Raw genomic sequence first — 14,073 nt, 5'->3', positions numbered from 1 at the left:
GGAAGGAATCAGCCGCTCTCGCCGAGCGATTTGAGCTGCTCGGCCTGGTCCTCGCCGGTCAGGGCGTCGACCAGTTCGTCGAGGTCGCCGCCGAGTACTTCGCCGAGGCGGTACAGGGTCAGGTTGATGCGGTGGTCGGTGATGCGGCCCTGCGGGAAATTGTAGGTGCGGATGCGCTGGCTGCGGTCGCCGCTGCCGACCTGCAGGCGGCGCGAGGCGGCTTCGGCCGACGTCTGCTTCTCGCGCTCGGTTTCGAGCAGCTGCGCCTTCAGCCGCTTCATCGCCTTGTCGCGGTTGGCATGCTGCGAGCGCTCGGTTTGGCATTCCACCACGACGCCGCTGGGCAGGTGGGTGATGCGGATCGCCGAGTCGGTCTTGTTGACGTGCTGACCGCCGGCGCCGGAGGAGCGGAAGGTGTCCACGCGCAGGTCGGCGGGATTGATTTCGATGTCGCCGATTTCCTCGGCTTCGGGGATGATCGCCACCGTCGCCGCGGAGGTGTGGATGCGGCCCTGCGATTCGGTCTCGGGCACGCGCTGCACACGATGCGTGCCGGACTCGAACTTCAGGCGCGAGAACGCGCCGCGGCCGACCACGCGGGCGACGATCTCCTTGTGGCCGCCGTGCTCGCCGGGGTGGTCGGATTCGATCTCGACCTTCCAGCCGCGCTGCTCGGCGTAACGCGCGTACATGCGGAACAGGTCGCCGGCGAACAGCGCGGCCTCGTCGCCGCCGGTGCCGGCGCGAATCTCCAAGAACAGGTTGGCTTCGTCACGCGGATCGACCGGCAGCAGCAGGACCTGCAGTTCGGCATCGAGCGCCTCGATGCGCGCTTCCAGGCGCTCGACATCGTCGGCGGCCATCTCGCCCAGCTCCGGATCGTCGAGCATGGCGCGCGCTTCGGCCAGCTCGCGCTCGGCATCGTCGTAGGACGCCAGCGCGGTCTTCAGCGGCTCCAGCTGCGCGTATTCGCGCGACAGGTCGCGGAAGCGGCCGGCGTCGTCGAGCACGTCCGGCTGCGCCAGCAGCAGGCCGATCTCCTCGTGGCGCTCGGCCAGGGTCTGCAGTTTGCGGCGGATCGAAGGCGTCATGGGGACCGATGGGCGAAGGCGGTGCGGCCGATCAGGATAGCGTGCCCGCGACGCGGGCGGAACGCGCGGCCGCTAGGCTTCGTCGGCGCCCGGATTCGGATCGGCGTCGGCGTCCAGACCGTACAGGCGTTCGGCGGCGTTGAGCAGGTCCAGGTCGCCGGACAGCGCGGCTTCGCGCAGGCGCGCGCTGGGCGCGTGCAGCAGCTTGTTGGTCAACGTGTTGGCAAGGAACGCCAGCGTCTCTTCCGGCGACTTGCCGCGCTCGATCATGGCCTGCGCGCGGGCCAGCACGTCGTCGCGGTGTGCCTCGGCGCTGGCGCGCAGGTCGAGTACCGGGTTGCGCAGGGTCAGCGCGCGGCGCCAGTTCATGTAGCGGTCGACCTGCAGGTCGATGATCGCGCCGGCCTCGTTGGCGGCGGTTTCGCGCGAACGCAGGTGCTCGTCGATGACCTGGCGCAGGTCGTCGATGCCGTACAGGAACACGTCGCGAAGTTCGGACACGGTCGGCTCGATGTCGCGCGGCACGGCGATGTCGACCATGAACATCGGTCGGCGGCGGCGGGTGGCGATCGCGGCCTCGACCATGTTGCGGGTGATGACCGGCTGGCGCGCGGCGGTCGAGCTGATGACGATGTCGGCCTCGGCCAGATGCTTGCCCAGGTCGGACAGGGCGATGGCATAGCCGCCGTGCTGGTGCGCCAGCGTCTGTGCGGTTTCCAGCGTGCGGTTGGCGACCAGCAGGCGCTTGACCTGTTTGCCGGCCAGATGCCGCGCGGCCAGTTCGACGGTATCGCCGGCGCCGACCAGCAGCACGCAGGCGTCGCGCAGATCGGTGAAGACCTGTTCGGCCAGGCGCACCGCGGTGAAAGCCACGGACACGGTGTGCGCGCCGATGCGGGTGTCGCTGCGCACGCGCTTGGCGACGGCGAAGGTGTGCTGCAGCAGGCGCTCCATCGGCGGGCCGAGGGTCTGCACCTCGCGCGCCATCTGGTAGGCGTCCTTGACCTGGCCGAGAATCTGCGGTTCGCCCAGCACCATCGAGTCCAGGCCGGTGGCGACGCGGAAGATGTGCCGCACCGCGTCGTCCTCGTCATGGCGATACAGGAACTCGTCGAGCTTTTCCGCGGTCAGGTGATGATGCCGGTGCAGCCATTCGGCCGGTACGTGCTCGGCGCCGGGGTGCACGCTGCAGTACAGCTCGGTGCGGTTGCAGGTCGACAGGATCATCGCCTCGTCCACACCGGCCTGCTGGCGCAGGTCGCTCATCGCCAGGCGCGCGCGGTCGCCGTCGAAGGCGACCTGCTCGCGCAGGCTGACGGGCGCGGTGAGATGGTTGAGCCCGAAGGCGACGAGCGGCATGGCGAATCGTGGCTGGCGGCAGCTTGGTTACGGGCAGCGATAGGCTAAGCTGTCCCGACGGCCGGTCGCTGGCGTTACCGGCCCCAGACGGAGGTGAATTGTGCGCAGCAGTCACGCCAAGTTCAAGCAATGGCGGCATTTTGTAGCAGCGGCGATGGCGCCGGTGCTGCTGTTCGGGTGTACATCCATGCCCGCACACAAGGCGCAGGGAGCGGGCGGCGGCGCGCAGCCGCTGCAGAAACTCACGGTGGCGACGCCGGACGCCGACCATGACGTCGCGGCGCTGCTGATGCAGGCTGAGTTCGCGCTCGGCAAGGGCGACCTGAAGACCGCGCAGGCCCAGTACGCCAAGGCCAGTGCGCTATCCAGCGATCCCGACGTTGCCCGACGCGCGGTCGGTCTGGCCCTGGCCCTGCACGACAGCGCCGCCGCGCAGCGTTCGCTGGCGCGCTGGCAGGCGCTGGGTGCCGATGCGTCGGACCTGCAGCGCGCGCGAGCGCAGATCGCGCTGGACCAGGGCCGCACGGCCGATGCGCAGAAGGAACTGATGGCGATGACCGCGCACGGCGGCAAGCAGTCCTGGCAAGACTTCGGCAAGGTGCTGCTTAGTGCGCGCGACGCCGCGCAGGCCGGCCGGCTGCTGGAAAACGTCGCGACCGAGCAGCGGCTTCCGGATGACGGTCTGGCCTGGCTGGCGATGAGCGAGCTGGGGCAGAAACTGGGCCGCTATGCCTACGCGCAGCGGATCGCCGATGCGGCCGCGACGCGGTTCCACACCGGCCAGGCCTATGCGTGGGCCGCCAACATGTATGCGCAGCGTGGCGAGGATGCCAAGGCGCGCACGCTGTACGCGAAGGCGGTCAAGGCTTCGCCGAAGAACGCCGACATCCGCCTGGCCTACGCCGGTCTGCTGGCCAAGAACGGCGATACCAAGGGCGCCGAAAGCGTGCTGGCCAAGGGGCCGCAGGATGCGCGCAGTTTCGCCGCGCGAGCGGCGTTCGCGGCGCGCGGCAAGGACCTGCCGGCCCTGCGCCGCATCTACGGCGAGCTGGTCAAGGCGCCCGATGAGGTGCGGCAGTCGAGCTACTACCTGCTCGGTCAGCTGGCTTCGCTGCTGGACAAGCCGCAGGCGGCCGTCGACTGGTTGGCCAAGGTGCCGGCCGACGACGAGCATGCTTTCGATGCCGGCGTGCGTCGCGCGGTGCTGCTGCAGCAGCTGGGCAAATCCGATCAGGCGCACGCGCTGGTCCGTCAGATGCGCGAGGACAACGCCGACAAGAGCGACGTGGTCCAGCATCTGGATCAGGTCGACGCCGAGCTGTACATGCGCGACAGCGCCTTCGCCGAGGCGGCCAAGGCCTACACGCGTGCGCTGGCTGCGGACAAGGAGGACGCGGAGCTGCTGTACGGTCGCGGTCTGGCGTATGCCGAGGCGGGCGACACCGATGCGGCCATCGCCGATCTGCGCGCGGTGCTGAAGCTGACGCCGGACGACATCAATGCGGTCAACGCGCTGGGCTACACGCTGGCCGATGCCGGGCGTCACCTGGACGAGGCGACCAAGCTGATCGAGCGCGCGCGCGCCGCGCTGCCGAACGATCCGGCGATCACCGATTCCTGGGGTTGGCTGCAGTACCGGCTGGGGCATCTCGACAAGGCCGAGACGGCGCTGCAGACGGCCTGGAGCAAACGCCCCGATCCCGAGGTCGGCGCGCACCTGACGCAGGTGCTGCTCGATCTGGGTCGCAGGGCACAGGCCGAGAAGGTCTATCGCGCGGCACTGAAACTGGACCCGGACAACCGGCATCTGCTGGCGCTGAAAGAGAAACTGAAACCGTGAGAGGTCGCCATTTTCTGCTCGGCGCCGCGTTGCTGGCGCTGGCGGCCTGTGCGCCGGTGCGCATCAAGGGCGACAAGGTCATGCTCGGCGCGCAGCAGGCGCGCGAGCAGGCGCTGTCGGCGCGCACGCACTGGACCATCGAGGCGCGCTTGGCCGTGACCGACGGCGAGCATGGCGGCAGCGGCGGTCTGACCTGGACCCAGGACGGCGACCGCTACGACTTCACCCTGCGCGCGCCTGTCACCGGGCGCAGCTTCCGTCTGCGCGGCGGTCCCGGCGGCGCCGAGTTGGATGGGCTGGATCAGGGGCCGATGCATGGCGTCGACGCCGAGCATCTGCTGGCGCGCGCGTTGGGCTGGCGCGTGCCGCTTCAGCAGTTGCGCTACTGGGTAAAGGGACTGCGCGCGCCCGACAGCCCCGCCACGCTGCGCTTTGGAAACGACCATCTGCCGTCGCTGCTGCAGCAGGACGGCTGGAAGGTCGAATACCGCGACTGGTTCGCCGACAGTCAGCCCGCCGTGCCGCGCAAGGTGTTCGCGTCGATGGGCAACTACCGCGTCCGCGTGTCGATCGAGCACTGGTCCTGGTCCACGCCATGAACGCGTGGAGCGTCTGGCCGGCGCCGGCCAAGCTCAATTTGTTTCTGCGCATCGTCGGTCGTCGCGAGGACGGCTATCACCTGCTGCAGACCGTGTTCCGTCTGCTGGACTGGGGCGACGACCTGCATGTGCGTCTGCGCGACGACGAGCGTCTGGTCGGCGGTTCGGGTATCGCGGAGGTGTCGCCCGAGCAGGATCTGGTGCTGCGCGCCGCGCACCTGCTGCGGCAGCACACGGGCTGCGGACGCGGCGCCGATCTGCGCGTCACCAAGCGTATTCCGATGGGCGGCGGTCTGGGCGGCGGCAGCTCCGATGCCGCCAGCACGCTGGTCGCGCTCAATCACCTGTGGGGCACGGGGCTCTCCGTGGCCGAGCTGGCTGCGCTGGGCCTGCAGCTGGGAGCGGACGTGCCGGTCTTCGTGCACGGGCGCAGTGCCTGGGCCGAGGGCATCGGCGAACGCATCGAGCCGCTGGCGCTGCCGAGCGCGAGTTACGTCATCGTCGATCCCGGCGTGCACGTGTCCACGCAGGCTTTTTTCCAGTCGCCCGAATTGACACGAAATGCCCCCGAGGCGACAATTTCCAGCTTCCTGGAAGGACATGCGACGGAGAACGCCTTCGCGCCGTTGGCGCGGGCCGCGCATGCCCGGATCGACGACGCGATGCGCTGGCTCGGCCAGTTCGGCGCGGCGCGGTTGTCCGGAACCGGAGCGTGCGTGTTTCTGGAAACGGAAACGCGCGAGGACAGCGAGCGGATCGCCGCGCGCTGTCCGCAACCATTCAGGGCCTTCGTGGCCGACGGCGTCGATGTGTCGCCGCTGCGAACGAAGGTCGACCGTTCAAGCGTTGGGGCGTAGCCAAGCGGTAAGGCACCGGGTTTTGATCCCGGCATGCGCAGGTTCGAATCCTGCCGCCCCAGCCACTTTTCGTATCGCGCAGGCGTTCGCCGCCGCGCGTGCAACGGGGTCAAACCCGGTCTTCTCGATACATCGCCAAGCGGGGAACGAACTGTGGATACGGCTGGCCTGATGCTGTTCACCGGCAATGCTCATCACAAACTTGCCGAGGACGTCGCGCACCGGCTGGCGGTGCCCCTGGGCAAGGCGCTCGTCGGTCGCTTCAGCGACGGCGAAGTCCAGGTGGAGATCGAGGAGAACGTGCGCGGCCAGGATGTCTTCATCCTGCAGCCGACCGGCGCGCCGACCGCCGAGAACTTCATGGAACTGCTGGTGCTGTCCGATGCGCTCAAGCGCGCGTCGGCCAGTTCGGTGACCGCGGTGATGCCGTACTTCGGCTACGCCCGCCAGGATCGCCGCCCGCGCTCGGCGCGCGTGCCGATCACCGCCAAGCTGGCGGCGAAGATGATCGTCGCCTCCGGCGTCGACCGCGTGCTGACGGTGGACCTGCACGCCGACCAGATCCAGGGTTTCTTCGACATTCCGGTCGACAATGTCTACGCCTCGCCGGTGCTGCTGGCCGACATCTGGCGTCGTCACAACATGGACGACATCATCGTGGTCAGCCCGGACGTGGGCGGCGTGGTGCGCGCGCGCGCCATCGCCAAGCGCCTGGACGACGCCGATCTGGCGATCATCGACAAGCGCCGTCCGAAGGCCAACGTGGCCACGGTGATGAACATCATCGGCGACGTGTCCGGCAAGTCCTGCGTGCTGGTCGACGACATCGTCGACACCGCCGGCACGCTGTGCGCTGCCGCCGCGGCGCTGAAGGACCAGGGCGCGAAGCGGGTCGAGGCCTACTGCGTGCACCCGGTGCTGTCCGGCGCGGCCATCGACAACATCAACGGTTCGCAGCTGGACCAACTGGTGGTGACCGACACGCTGCCGCTGTCGCCCGCTGCCGCCGCTTGCGAGAAGATCCGTCAGCTCACGGTGGCCGAGTTGCTGGCCGAGACGATCCGCCGCATGGCCGGCGGCGAATCGGTCAGTTCGCTCTACGTGGACTGACCCGCGGCGCCGCGGCGCGCGTCGCACAAACGGCGTTTTTTGCCCTATAATCGCCGGTTTGCCGGCCGGCGACGGGTGGCAGCCGATCGATTTTCACCGTTCTCCTGGTCGCGGGAGAACGTTTTTCCGCCGCAAGGCGGGCTTTTCAACCGAGGCAACAATCATGGCAACGATTCACGAAGTGAACGCCGAAGTTCGCAGTGACGAGGGGAAAGGTGCGAGCCGCCGCCTGCGTCACGCGGGCATGGTTCCGGCGATCGTCTACGGTGGCGACCAGCCGCCGAAATCCATCCAGATCGAGCACCGCATCGTCATGGCGCTGGCCAAGCACGAGTGGTTCTTCTCGTCCGTGCTGGACCTGAAGGTCGACGGCAAGTCCGAGAAGGTCCTGCTGCGCGACTGGCAGAAGCATCCGTACAAGCTGCAGATGATGCACATGGACTTCCAGCGCGTGCGCGCGGGCGAGAAGCTGCACACCTCGATTCCGCTGCACTTCCTGAACCAGGAGAAGTCTCCGGCCGGCAAGACCTCCGGCGTGGTGATCTCGCACAACTTCACCGAAGTCGAAGTGGCCTGCCTGCCGGAGCACCTGCCGGAATACATCGAAGTCGATCTGTCGACCATTGACCAGGGCGACATCATCCACCTGTCCGAGCTGAACCTGCCGGAAGGCGTGGAGATTCCGGAGCTGCGCCACGGCCCCGAGCACGACCTGCCGGTCGTCACCGTGCATGCGGTGAAGATCGAGGTCGAGCCGACCGAAGGCGAGGGTGAGGAAGGCGCCGCCGCGCCTGCGCCGAGCGCTTCCGCCGAAGCGTCGTCCGACGAGGGCGACGACGCCGGCGAGGACAAGTAAGCGCATCCGCGCCGCGCTCCCGAGCGGAGCGCGGCGCCATGCCTTGCGTCCATGTCAGGTCTGCGTCTCATCGTCGGTCTGGGCAACCCCGGAGCCGAATACCTTGGAACCCGGCACAATGCCGGGTTCTGGTTTGTCGACGCGCTGGCGCGCGGCGAGGGCGAGACCTTCGCGGTCGACGGCAAGCTGCACGGGCTGTCGTGCCGCGTGCGCATCGGCGGCGAGCCGGTGTGGCTGCTGAAGCCGTCCACCTTTATGAACAAGAGCGGCATCGCCGTGGTTTCGGCGCTGCGCTACTACAAGATCGAACCCGACGAGTGCCTGGTCGTGCATGACGATCTGGACCTCGATCCCGGCGTCGTGCGCCTGAAGTTCGACGGCGGCCACGGCGGCCAGAACGGCCTGCGCGACATCATGGGGCATCTCGGTCACGGCAAGTTTCATCGCCTGCGCGTCGGCATCGGTCATCCCGGTGCGCGCGACCGCGTGACGCCGTGGGTACTGGGGCGTCCCTCCGCGCAGGACGAGGACGCCATGCTCGACGGCATCGCGCGCGCGCTCGACGTGCTGCCGCTGGCGGTCGACGGGCGCTTCGACGAGGCGATGAAACGCCTGCACACTTCGGCGGCGAAGTAGGGCGCGCATGCGTCCGCGCCGCCTCCGTTCTCCCGTTACACGGAAGCCAGTCTGATGGGTATCAAATGCGGCATCGTCGGTTTGCCCAATGTCGGCAAGTCGACTCTCTTCAACGCGCTGACCAAGGCCGGCATCGCGGCAGCCAATTTCCCGTTCTGCACCATCGACCCGAACGTCGGCGTGGTGCCGGTGCCCGATCTGCGCCTGAAGGCGCTGGCCGACATCGTGCATCCGGAGCGGGTGATCCCGACCTCGATCGAGTTCGTCGACATCGCCGGCCTGGTCGCCGGCGCCTCCAAGGGCGAGGGGCTGGGCAACAAGTTCCTGGCGCACATCCGTGAGGTCGACGCGATCACGCACGTGGTGCGCTGCTTCGAGCACAGCGACATCGTGCACGTGGCCGGCAAGGTCGATCCGATCGCCGACATCGAGACCATCGACACCGAACTGGCGCTGGCCGATCTGGAATCGGTGGAGAAGGCGCTCAATCGCGCCGAGCGCGCCGCCAAGGCCAACGACAAGGACGCGCTGGCGCGCCGTCCGGTGCTGCAGAAGCTGGCGACCGCGCTGAGCGAAGGTCATCCCGCGCGTTCGGTGGCGCTGGACGACGACGAGCGCGCCCTGGTGCGCGACATGTTCCTGCTGACGCTGAAGCCGCTGATGTACATCGCCAACGTGCGCGAGGATGGTTTCGAGAACAATCCGCACCTGGATGCCGTGCGCGAGCGCGCCGCGGCCGAGGGCGCGGAAGTGGTGCCGGTGTGCGCCGCCATCGAGGAAGAGATGGCGCAGCTCGAGGATGCCGATCGCGACGAGTTCCTGGCCGACCTCGGCCTCGACGAGCCGGGCCTCGACCGCGTGATCCGCGCCGGCTACAAGCTGCTGGGTCTGCAGACGTACTTCACGGCGGGCGTGAAGGAAGTGCGCGCCTGGACGGTCAAGCGCGGCGCCACCGCGCCGCAGGCCGCCGGCGTGATCCACACCGATTTCGAGAAGGGCTTCATTCGCGCCGAGACCGTCGGCTACGACGATTTCATCCAGTACAAGGGCGAAGCCGGCGCCAAGGAAGCCGGACGCCTGCGACTGGAAGGCAAGGACTACATCGTCAAGGAAGGCGACATCCTGCACTTCCGCTTCAACGTCTGACGATGCGCTGCCCCGGCCGCCGCGCGGTCGGGGCGAGTGCGTTTCCCGCTCAGCGGTCTTCCTGCATCATCTTGCGCTGAATCTGGTCGAGGTAGTCGTCCAGTTCCCGCACGGTCACGAAAATCTCGTTGACCGGCACCGCCTTGACGATGTCGAACACCTTGCGTACCTGCGGCTGCGGGTTCAGCAGCAGCGTGTGCCCGTTGCGCGCACGCATCTGCTTGCGGATCTTGGCGAAGCTGCGCAAGCCGGCGCTGCTGATGTATTCGAGATCCTTCAGGTCGAGCACGACGGTGCCGCCTTCGGGCAGCGGCGCGAGCTTCGTCTGGACCTCGCTGTCGAACGGCCCGTAGTTGCTTGCGTCCAGACGACCTTCGACGAACAGCGTGATGCGTTCCGGGGTGGTCGACTCGGTGCGGATGTTCAGCGTCATGAATCGGGCTCCATGCGAGAGTGGTTGACGAAGCGAAGTTGCAGGTGGTTGCCCTGGTCGTCGTGCGAATAGGTCAGTTCGCTGGCCATCGCGCGCACCAGATGGATGCCGAAACCGCCCACCTGTTCCGGATCGGTGGCGCCGTCGGTGTCGGTGGAGGGCGGTTTGGTCTCAAGCGGATTGAACGGATGCCCGTTGTCGCGCAGCGAGACGCGGACATCGTCGTCGTCGCACTCCAGGCGCAGGCGGATGTTGCCATCGGTTCTGCCAGTGTGTCCGTGCTCGACCATGTTGACCATCAGTTCCTCGAGCACCAGCCGCACGTCTTCGCGTACGCCGCCCGGAATGCCTGACGCTTCCATGGTCTGTTCGCAGCGCTCCAGCGCGGCGAACACGTCTTCGATGCGGCCGGGCAGATCCAGTTCGAGCACGTCGGTGTCTCCGTCGTCTTCGGTGTGGTGCCAGCTCAGCGCCAGGATCGTGATGTCGTCGGCCTGATCGGCGCTGCCCACGAAGCGGTCCAGGTCCGACAGCAGGCGATGCGTGTACTCGCTGGGCTTTTCCGGACGCGGCGACTGCCCGAGTACGCGAAGCGCGCGCTCGATGCCGTACATCCGCATGTCCGCATCGGTCGCTTCGGTAATGCCGTCGGTGTACATCAGCAGGGTATCACCGGCATGCAACTGCACGGTGTGGCTGGGGTAGGCCGCATCCTCGTCCAGTCCGATCGCCGGGCCGGTCTCGGCATCGATCAGGCGCGGACCGTCCTCGTTGCACAGCATGATCGGATCGTGCCCGGCGCTGGCCATCGTGAAGCGCCCTCTGCGCAGGTCCAGCACGCCGCAGAGCAGGGTGACGAACATGCAGCTTTCGTTGCCGACGCACAGCTCCTGGTTGAGACGCTTGAGCATCCGCTGCGGCGACAGCGTGTGGGCGGCCAGGGCCTTGGCCAGGGTGATGGTGCGCGCCATGAACAGGGCCGCCGGGATGCCTTTGTCGGAGACATCGCCGACCATGACGCAGAAATGGTGGCGGTCGAGCATGAAGTAGCTGTACAGGTCGCCGCCCACGGCGCGCGCGGGACGCAGGCTCGCGTGCAGCTCGAAGCGCGTGGTGCGCGCCTCGATGTAATGCTCGCTGGGCAGCAGGGACGTCTGGATCTGCTGGGCGATCTCCAGTTCGCTGCTCAGGCGCTGCTGGGCGCGAACGGCTTCGGTCAGCTGCTCGATGTGCGCGGCCAGTTCCTGGCGCATGGTGTCGAAGGACTGCGTCAGTCGACCGACCTCGTCGCGTCCGCGGATGTCCGGCAGCTCGAACGCGGTCTCGCCACGAGCGATGTGTTCGGCGCGCGCGGCCAGCACGCCCAGCGGGGCCAGCATGCGGCGCGTCACCAACAGCAGCATCAGGGCGATGCAGAGCAGGGCCAACGTACCGATGCTGAGGTCGATGATGAACAGGTGGCGCAGGGGTGCGTAGATGCGTCGCTCGGGCACCAGCAGCCCCAGCGACCAGTACGAACCCTTGATCGGCGCGCCATACAGCCAGGAAGCTTCATCCAGGTCCGCTGCGTGCCGGGCCGAGAGCAACGCGGGCGCGCCATTGCGTGCAGCCAGCGCCTTGAGCAGGGCCGGGCTGCCTGGGTGTCCGGTCAGATCGTGCCGGTCGTGCGCCAGATAGACGCCGTCGCCGCCCATGACGAAGGCCTGCGCGCCGTCCGGTTTGCGCAGCGTGCCGAGAATGTCCCGCAGCCAGTCCAGGGACACGTCGGCGTTGACCAGTCCGATGGGTTTGTCCTTGCGCACGATGGCGACCGAGAAGTTGATCAGCCAACGCTGCCGAGACTTGGAGAAGAACGGTCGTTGCCAGCAGCCCTTGCGGCAGGTGAGTCCGCCCAGGAACCAGTTCTGCTGCCAGTAGTGCGTGGGGTCGTCGCGCAGATCGCGCCCGTGCATGCGGCCTTCGGAATCGCGGCTCACGAACGGCGCGGGTGCGATCGTGCCGTCGCCGGGCCGGAAAGCCACGGCCAGCCCGGACAGGTCGTGATTGGCCTTCAGCGCTTGCCGCAGCAGCTTGTCGGCGTCCGGCGAGGAAGGATCGATGAGCGCGGCCAGTTGTTGTGTCGAGACCACGACGCGATCCAGGCGCGCCTCGATGCGGCTGGCCGCGCCCCGCGCCAGCGCACCGGCCTCGCGATGCGTGTGCGCGAGCACCGTGTCGCGCGTGTGGATGAACAGGATCGTGCCGCTGATCGCCAGCACCAGCATCGAACCCAGCAGGGCCCATAGTGCAAGTCGTGAAGCAATGCTGATGCTTCGCCATCCCATGCCAACACTCCTCGTGCACTTGGTCGGCCGCGACGCATGCCGCGATCCGTGTCTCTGCCTGTGACACCTTGGATATTGGCGCATAATGCCCGCTTTCTGAACGAAAGCAGGTTCTCTGGATGTCTGGAATGCAGCGTGACGTCACATTTCGCTTTCTGGCGCAGCCCACCGACGTCAATTTCGGCGGCAAGGTGCACGGCGGCATGGTCATGAAGTGGATCGACCAGGCCGGCTACGCCGGTGCGGTCGGCTGGAGCGGCGCGTACTGCGTGACGGTGGCGGTGGGCGGTATCCAGTTCGTGCAGCCGATCCTGATCGGCGATCTGGTCACCGTGCACGCCAAGCTGATCCATACCGGCACTTCGAGCATGCATTTCGCCGTCGACGTGCTGGCGCGCGATCTGACGCACGGCAAGGAGCGCTTGGCGACGAGCTGCGTCATCGTGTTCGTGGCGCTGGACGGCCCCGACGGCAAGCCCACGCCGGTGCCGGCATGGACGCCCAAGGACGACGGCGACCGCACGCTGCAGGAATACGCGCAGCGCCTGATCGAACTGTCCAAGAAGATGGAGCAGGAAGTCGCTCGCTACCGCCCGCCGCTGCGGCGCGAGGACGCGGAATCCTGATCAGTCGGCGGGGCGCCACAGCGCGCGTTCCAGCCAGCGCGGTTGCGTCAGCGGCGCCGCCAGTCGGTTGATCAGCGGCGAGCACAGCGTGGCCGTGACGGTCAGGGCCAGGGTGCCCAGCATCGCCAGCAGGACCGGCGTCGGCCAGTCGCGGATCAGGGCGAATGCGCCCGCGCCGATGGCGAGCTTGATGGCGAATCCGTGCAGCAGGTAGGCGGCCAGGCTGCCGCGTCCCAGTCGCGACCAGGCGAATGCGCGTCGCGGCGTCAGGCGGAACACAGCCAGCGCCGCCAGCGTCGCGGCGGCCATCAACAGCAAGCGTTGAATCGATCCGTGCAGCGCGCTGACGTGCAGTGCTGCATAGCTGGCGCTGCCGTACAGCCAACGCGGGTCCAGCCGTCGGTCCAGCGCCAGTGCGGCCAACGCGAGCAGCAGGGCGACGGCGAGCGGTCGCGCCGGCATGCGGGCGTCTGCGCGGCACCAGTCCGGCAGCCGCTGCCAACCGATCAGGAAGAACGGAAAGAACACCAGCGTGCGCGACAGCGACAGGTAGTGGCCGAGATCGCCGGCCCAGCCTGCCGCCAGCGCCACGCCCACGGCGAGCGGCAGCCTGCAGCGCAGACGTGCGAACAGCGGCAGCAGCAGGCGCCAGCACGCCAGACTCGGCAGATACCAGAGCAGCCAGTAGGGCGTGGCGATACCGTCGGGTCCGTCGTCGGGCCAGACGCCGGCCTGCGAAATCCATGCGTACAGTCCCTGGAACAGCAGGTACGGAAGCAGCAGGCGGAAGACGATCTTGCGCAGCAGCGTGCTGTTCAGATCCGTGCTGGCGACCGCGCCGGACAGCATCGCGAACGCGGGCATGTGGAAGAGGTAGATGAAGCGATAGCAACCGGCCAGCAGCGAGTGCGTGCGCAGCAGCGGTTCGAGTTCGTGGCCGAACACTACCAGGGCGATCAGGAAGAAGCGGGCGTTGTCGAGCCAGGGGTCGCGCACGTCGGCGCGAGGCGAAGACGGGGCTGGGAAACGGGCAGGCATGAGGGTCAGCACAACGCAGTAGGCTTGAACCTCGCATGAAACGACTTGGCATTGTCGTCACGATCAGCCAGAATACGCGCCCGCCGATGCGGACCCGGTGCGAGGCACATGCGACGCACCGTCCGCACACGCGAAAAATCGCGGCGAAAATCGCTCTC

At 67.8% G+C, this 14,073-nt stretch carries 13 protein-coding genes and 1 tRNA gene; 9 read left to right on the top strand and 5 right to left on the bottom strand.

All coding sequences use genetic code 11. From position 1 onward, the window contains the following. Positions 1–8: 8 nt before the first annotated feature. Positions 9–1,091 (bottom strand): peptide chain release factor 1, encoded by a 1,083-nt coding sequence (prfA, locus tag LF63_RS11285; RefSeq protein ID WP_043101874.1) that lies wholly within the window; start codon positions 1,089–1,091, stop codon positions 9–11. 72 nt (positions 1,092–1,163) lie between these two features. Beyond that, positions 1,164–2,450: a glutamyl-tRNA reductase gene (hemA, locus tag LF63_RS11280; RefSeq protein ID WP_043101872.1), complete on the bottom strand. Its 1,287-nt coding sequence runs from the start codon at positions 2,448–2,450 to the stop codon at positions 1,164–1,166. Between the two features lie 100 nt (positions 2,451–2,550). On the opposite strand from hemA, the gene LF63_RS11275 reads away from it, so the two are divergent. From LF63_RS11275 to ychF, 8 genes are all read left to right on the top strand, one after another. Then, positions 2,551–4,290, top strand: coding sequence for a tetratricopeptide repeat protein (locus LF63_RS11275; RefSeq protein ID WP_043101870.1), 1,740 nt, complete (start codon positions 2,551–2,553; stop codon positions 4,288–4,290). After that, the gene (gene lolB / locus LF63_RS11270) at positions 4,287–4,889 is read left to right on the top strand and encodes a lipoprotein insertase outer membrane protein LolB (RefSeq protein ID WP_043101867.1); all 603 of its coding nucleotides are present in this window, start codon (positions 4,287–4,289) and stop codon (positions 4,887–4,889) included. The genes LF63_RS11275 and lolB overlap by 4 nt, the downstream gene beginning before the upstream one ends. Continuing rightward, complete coding sequence (ispE, locus tag LF63_RS15300) at positions 4,886–5,746, top strand: 4-(cytidine 5'-diphospho)-2-C-methyl-D-erythritol kinase (RefSeq protein WP_052395242.1); 861 nt, start codon at positions 4,886–4,888, stop codon at positions 5,744–5,746. Before lolB ends, ispE begins: the two co-directional genes overlap by 4 nt. After that, a tRNA-Gln gene (locus LF63_RS11260) sits at positions 5,737–5,811 on the top strand. Before ispE ends, LF63_RS11260 begins: the two co-directional genes overlap by 10 nt. 88 nt (positions 5,812–5,899) lie before the next feature. Further along, on the top strand, positions 5,900–6,856 hold the full coding sequence (locus LF63_RS11255; RefSeq protein WP_268746046.1) for a ribose-phosphate diphosphokinase: 957 nt from the start codon (positions 5,900–5,902) through the stop codon (positions 6,854–6,856). Positions 6,857–7,019: 163 nt separating this feature from the next. Beyond that, positions 7,020–7,712 (top strand): 50S ribosomal protein L25/general stress protein Ctc, encoded by a 693-nt coding sequence (locus LF63_RS11250; protein ID WP_043101860.1) that lies wholly within the window; start codon positions 7,020–7,022, stop codon positions 7,710–7,712. A gap of 51 nt (positions 7,713–7,763) precedes the next feature. Continuing rightward, a complete protein-coding gene (pth, locus tag LF63_RS11245; protein ID WP_043101858.1) occupies positions 7,764–8,348 on the top strand; it encodes an aminoacyl-tRNA hydrolase in 585 nt (194 codons plus the stop codon). A gap of 54 nt (positions 8,349–8,402) precedes the next feature. After that, the gene (gene ychF / locus LF63_RS11240) at positions 8,403–9,494 is read left to right on the top strand and encodes a redox-regulated ATPase YchF (RefSeq protein WP_043101856.1); all 1,092 of its coding nucleotides are present in this window, start codon (positions 8,403–8,405) and stop codon (positions 9,492–9,494) included. Positions 9,495–9,543: 49 nt separating this feature from the next. Here the strand turns inward: ychF and LF63_RS11235 are convergent, their stop codons facing one another. Together LF63_RS11235 and LF63_RS11230 are read right to left on the bottom strand one after the other, a co-directional pair. Continuing rightward, positions 9,544–9,927: an STAS domain-containing protein gene (locus LF63_RS11235; protein ID WP_043101854.1), complete on the bottom strand. Its 384-nt coding sequence runs from the start codon at positions 9,925–9,927 to the stop codon at positions 9,544–9,546. Then, on the bottom strand, positions 9,924–12,251 hold the full coding sequence (locus LF63_RS11230; RefSeq protein WP_043101853.1) for a SpoIIE family protein phosphatase: 2,328 nt from the start codon (positions 12,249–12,251) through the stop codon (positions 9,924–9,926). The genes LF63_RS11235 and LF63_RS11230 overlap by 4 nt, the downstream gene beginning before the upstream one ends. 119 nt (positions 12,252–12,370) lie before the next feature. On the opposite strand from LF63_RS11230, the gene LF63_RS11225 reads away from it, so the two are divergent. Beyond that, positions 12,371–12,877: an acyl-CoA thioesterase gene (locus tag LF63_RS11225; protein ID WP_043101851.1), complete on the top strand. Its 507-nt coding sequence runs from the start codon at positions 12,371–12,373 to the stop codon at positions 12,875–12,877. Here the strand turns inward: LF63_RS11225 and LF63_RS11220 are convergent, their stop codons facing one another. Beyond that, the gene (locus LF63_RS11220; RefSeq protein ID WP_081945194.1) at positions 12,878–13,915 is read right to left on the bottom strand and encodes an acyltransferase family protein; all 1,038 of its coding nucleotides are present in this window, start codon (positions 13,913–13,915) and stop codon (positions 12,878–12,880) included. It lies immediately after the preceding gene. Positions 13,916–14,073 lie beyond the last annotated feature (158 nt).

The organism is Oleiagrimonas soli, assembly GCF_000761445.1.
GTDB classification, from domain to species: domain Bacteria; phylum Pseudomonadota; class Gammaproteobacteria; order Xanthomonadales; family Rhodanobacteraceae; genus Oleiagrimonas; species Oleiagrimonas soli.
The sequence above is the reverse complement of the archived record's forward strand: the minus strand, read 5'-3'. Positions and strand labels throughout refer to the sequence as shown.

What these genes read in the sequence shown, in the direction of transcription:
- LF63_RS11225 (WP_043101851.1), top strand. Translation starts at nt 12,371, where the DNA reads ATGTCTGGAATGCAGCGTGACGTCACATTTCGCTTTCTGGCGCAGCCC.
- LF63_RS11250 (WP_043101860.1), top strand. Translation starts at nt 7,020, where the DNA reads ATGGCAACGATTCACGAAGTGAACGCCGAAGTTCGCAGTGACGAGGGG.
- LF63_RS11230 (WP_043101853.1), bottom strand. Translation starts at nt 12,251, where the DNA reads ATGGGATGGCGAAGCATCAGCATTGCTTCACGACTTGCACTATGGGCC.
- ychF (WP_043101856.1), top strand. Translation starts at nt 8,403, where the DNA reads ATGGGTATCAAATGCGGCATCGTCGGTTTGCCCAATGTCGGCAAGTCG.
- prfA (WP_043101874.1), bottom strand. Translation starts at nt 1,091, where the DNA reads ATGACGCCTTCGATCCGCCGCAAACTGCAGACCCTGGCCGAGCGCCAC.
- hemA (WP_043101872.1), bottom strand. Translation starts at nt 2,450, where the DNA reads ATGCCGCTCGTCGCCTTCGGGCTCAACCATCTCACCGCGCCCGTCAGC.
- LF63_RS11235 (WP_043101854.1), bottom strand. Translation starts at nt 9,927, where the DNA reads ATGACGCTGAACATCCGCACCGAGTCGACCACCCCGGAACGCATCACG.
- ispE (WP_052395242.1), top strand. Translation starts at nt 4,886, where the DNA reads ATGAACGCGTGGAGCGTCTGGCCGGCGCCGGCCAAGCTCAATTTGTTT.
- pth (WP_043101858.1), top strand. Translation starts at nt 7,764, where the DNA reads ATGTCAGGTCTGCGTCTCATCGTCGGTCTGGGCAACCCCGGAGCCGAA.
- LF63_RS11220 (WP_081945194.1), bottom strand. Translation starts at nt 13,915, where the DNA reads ATGCCTGCCCGTTTCCCAGCCCCGTCTTCGCCTCGCGCCGACGTGCGC.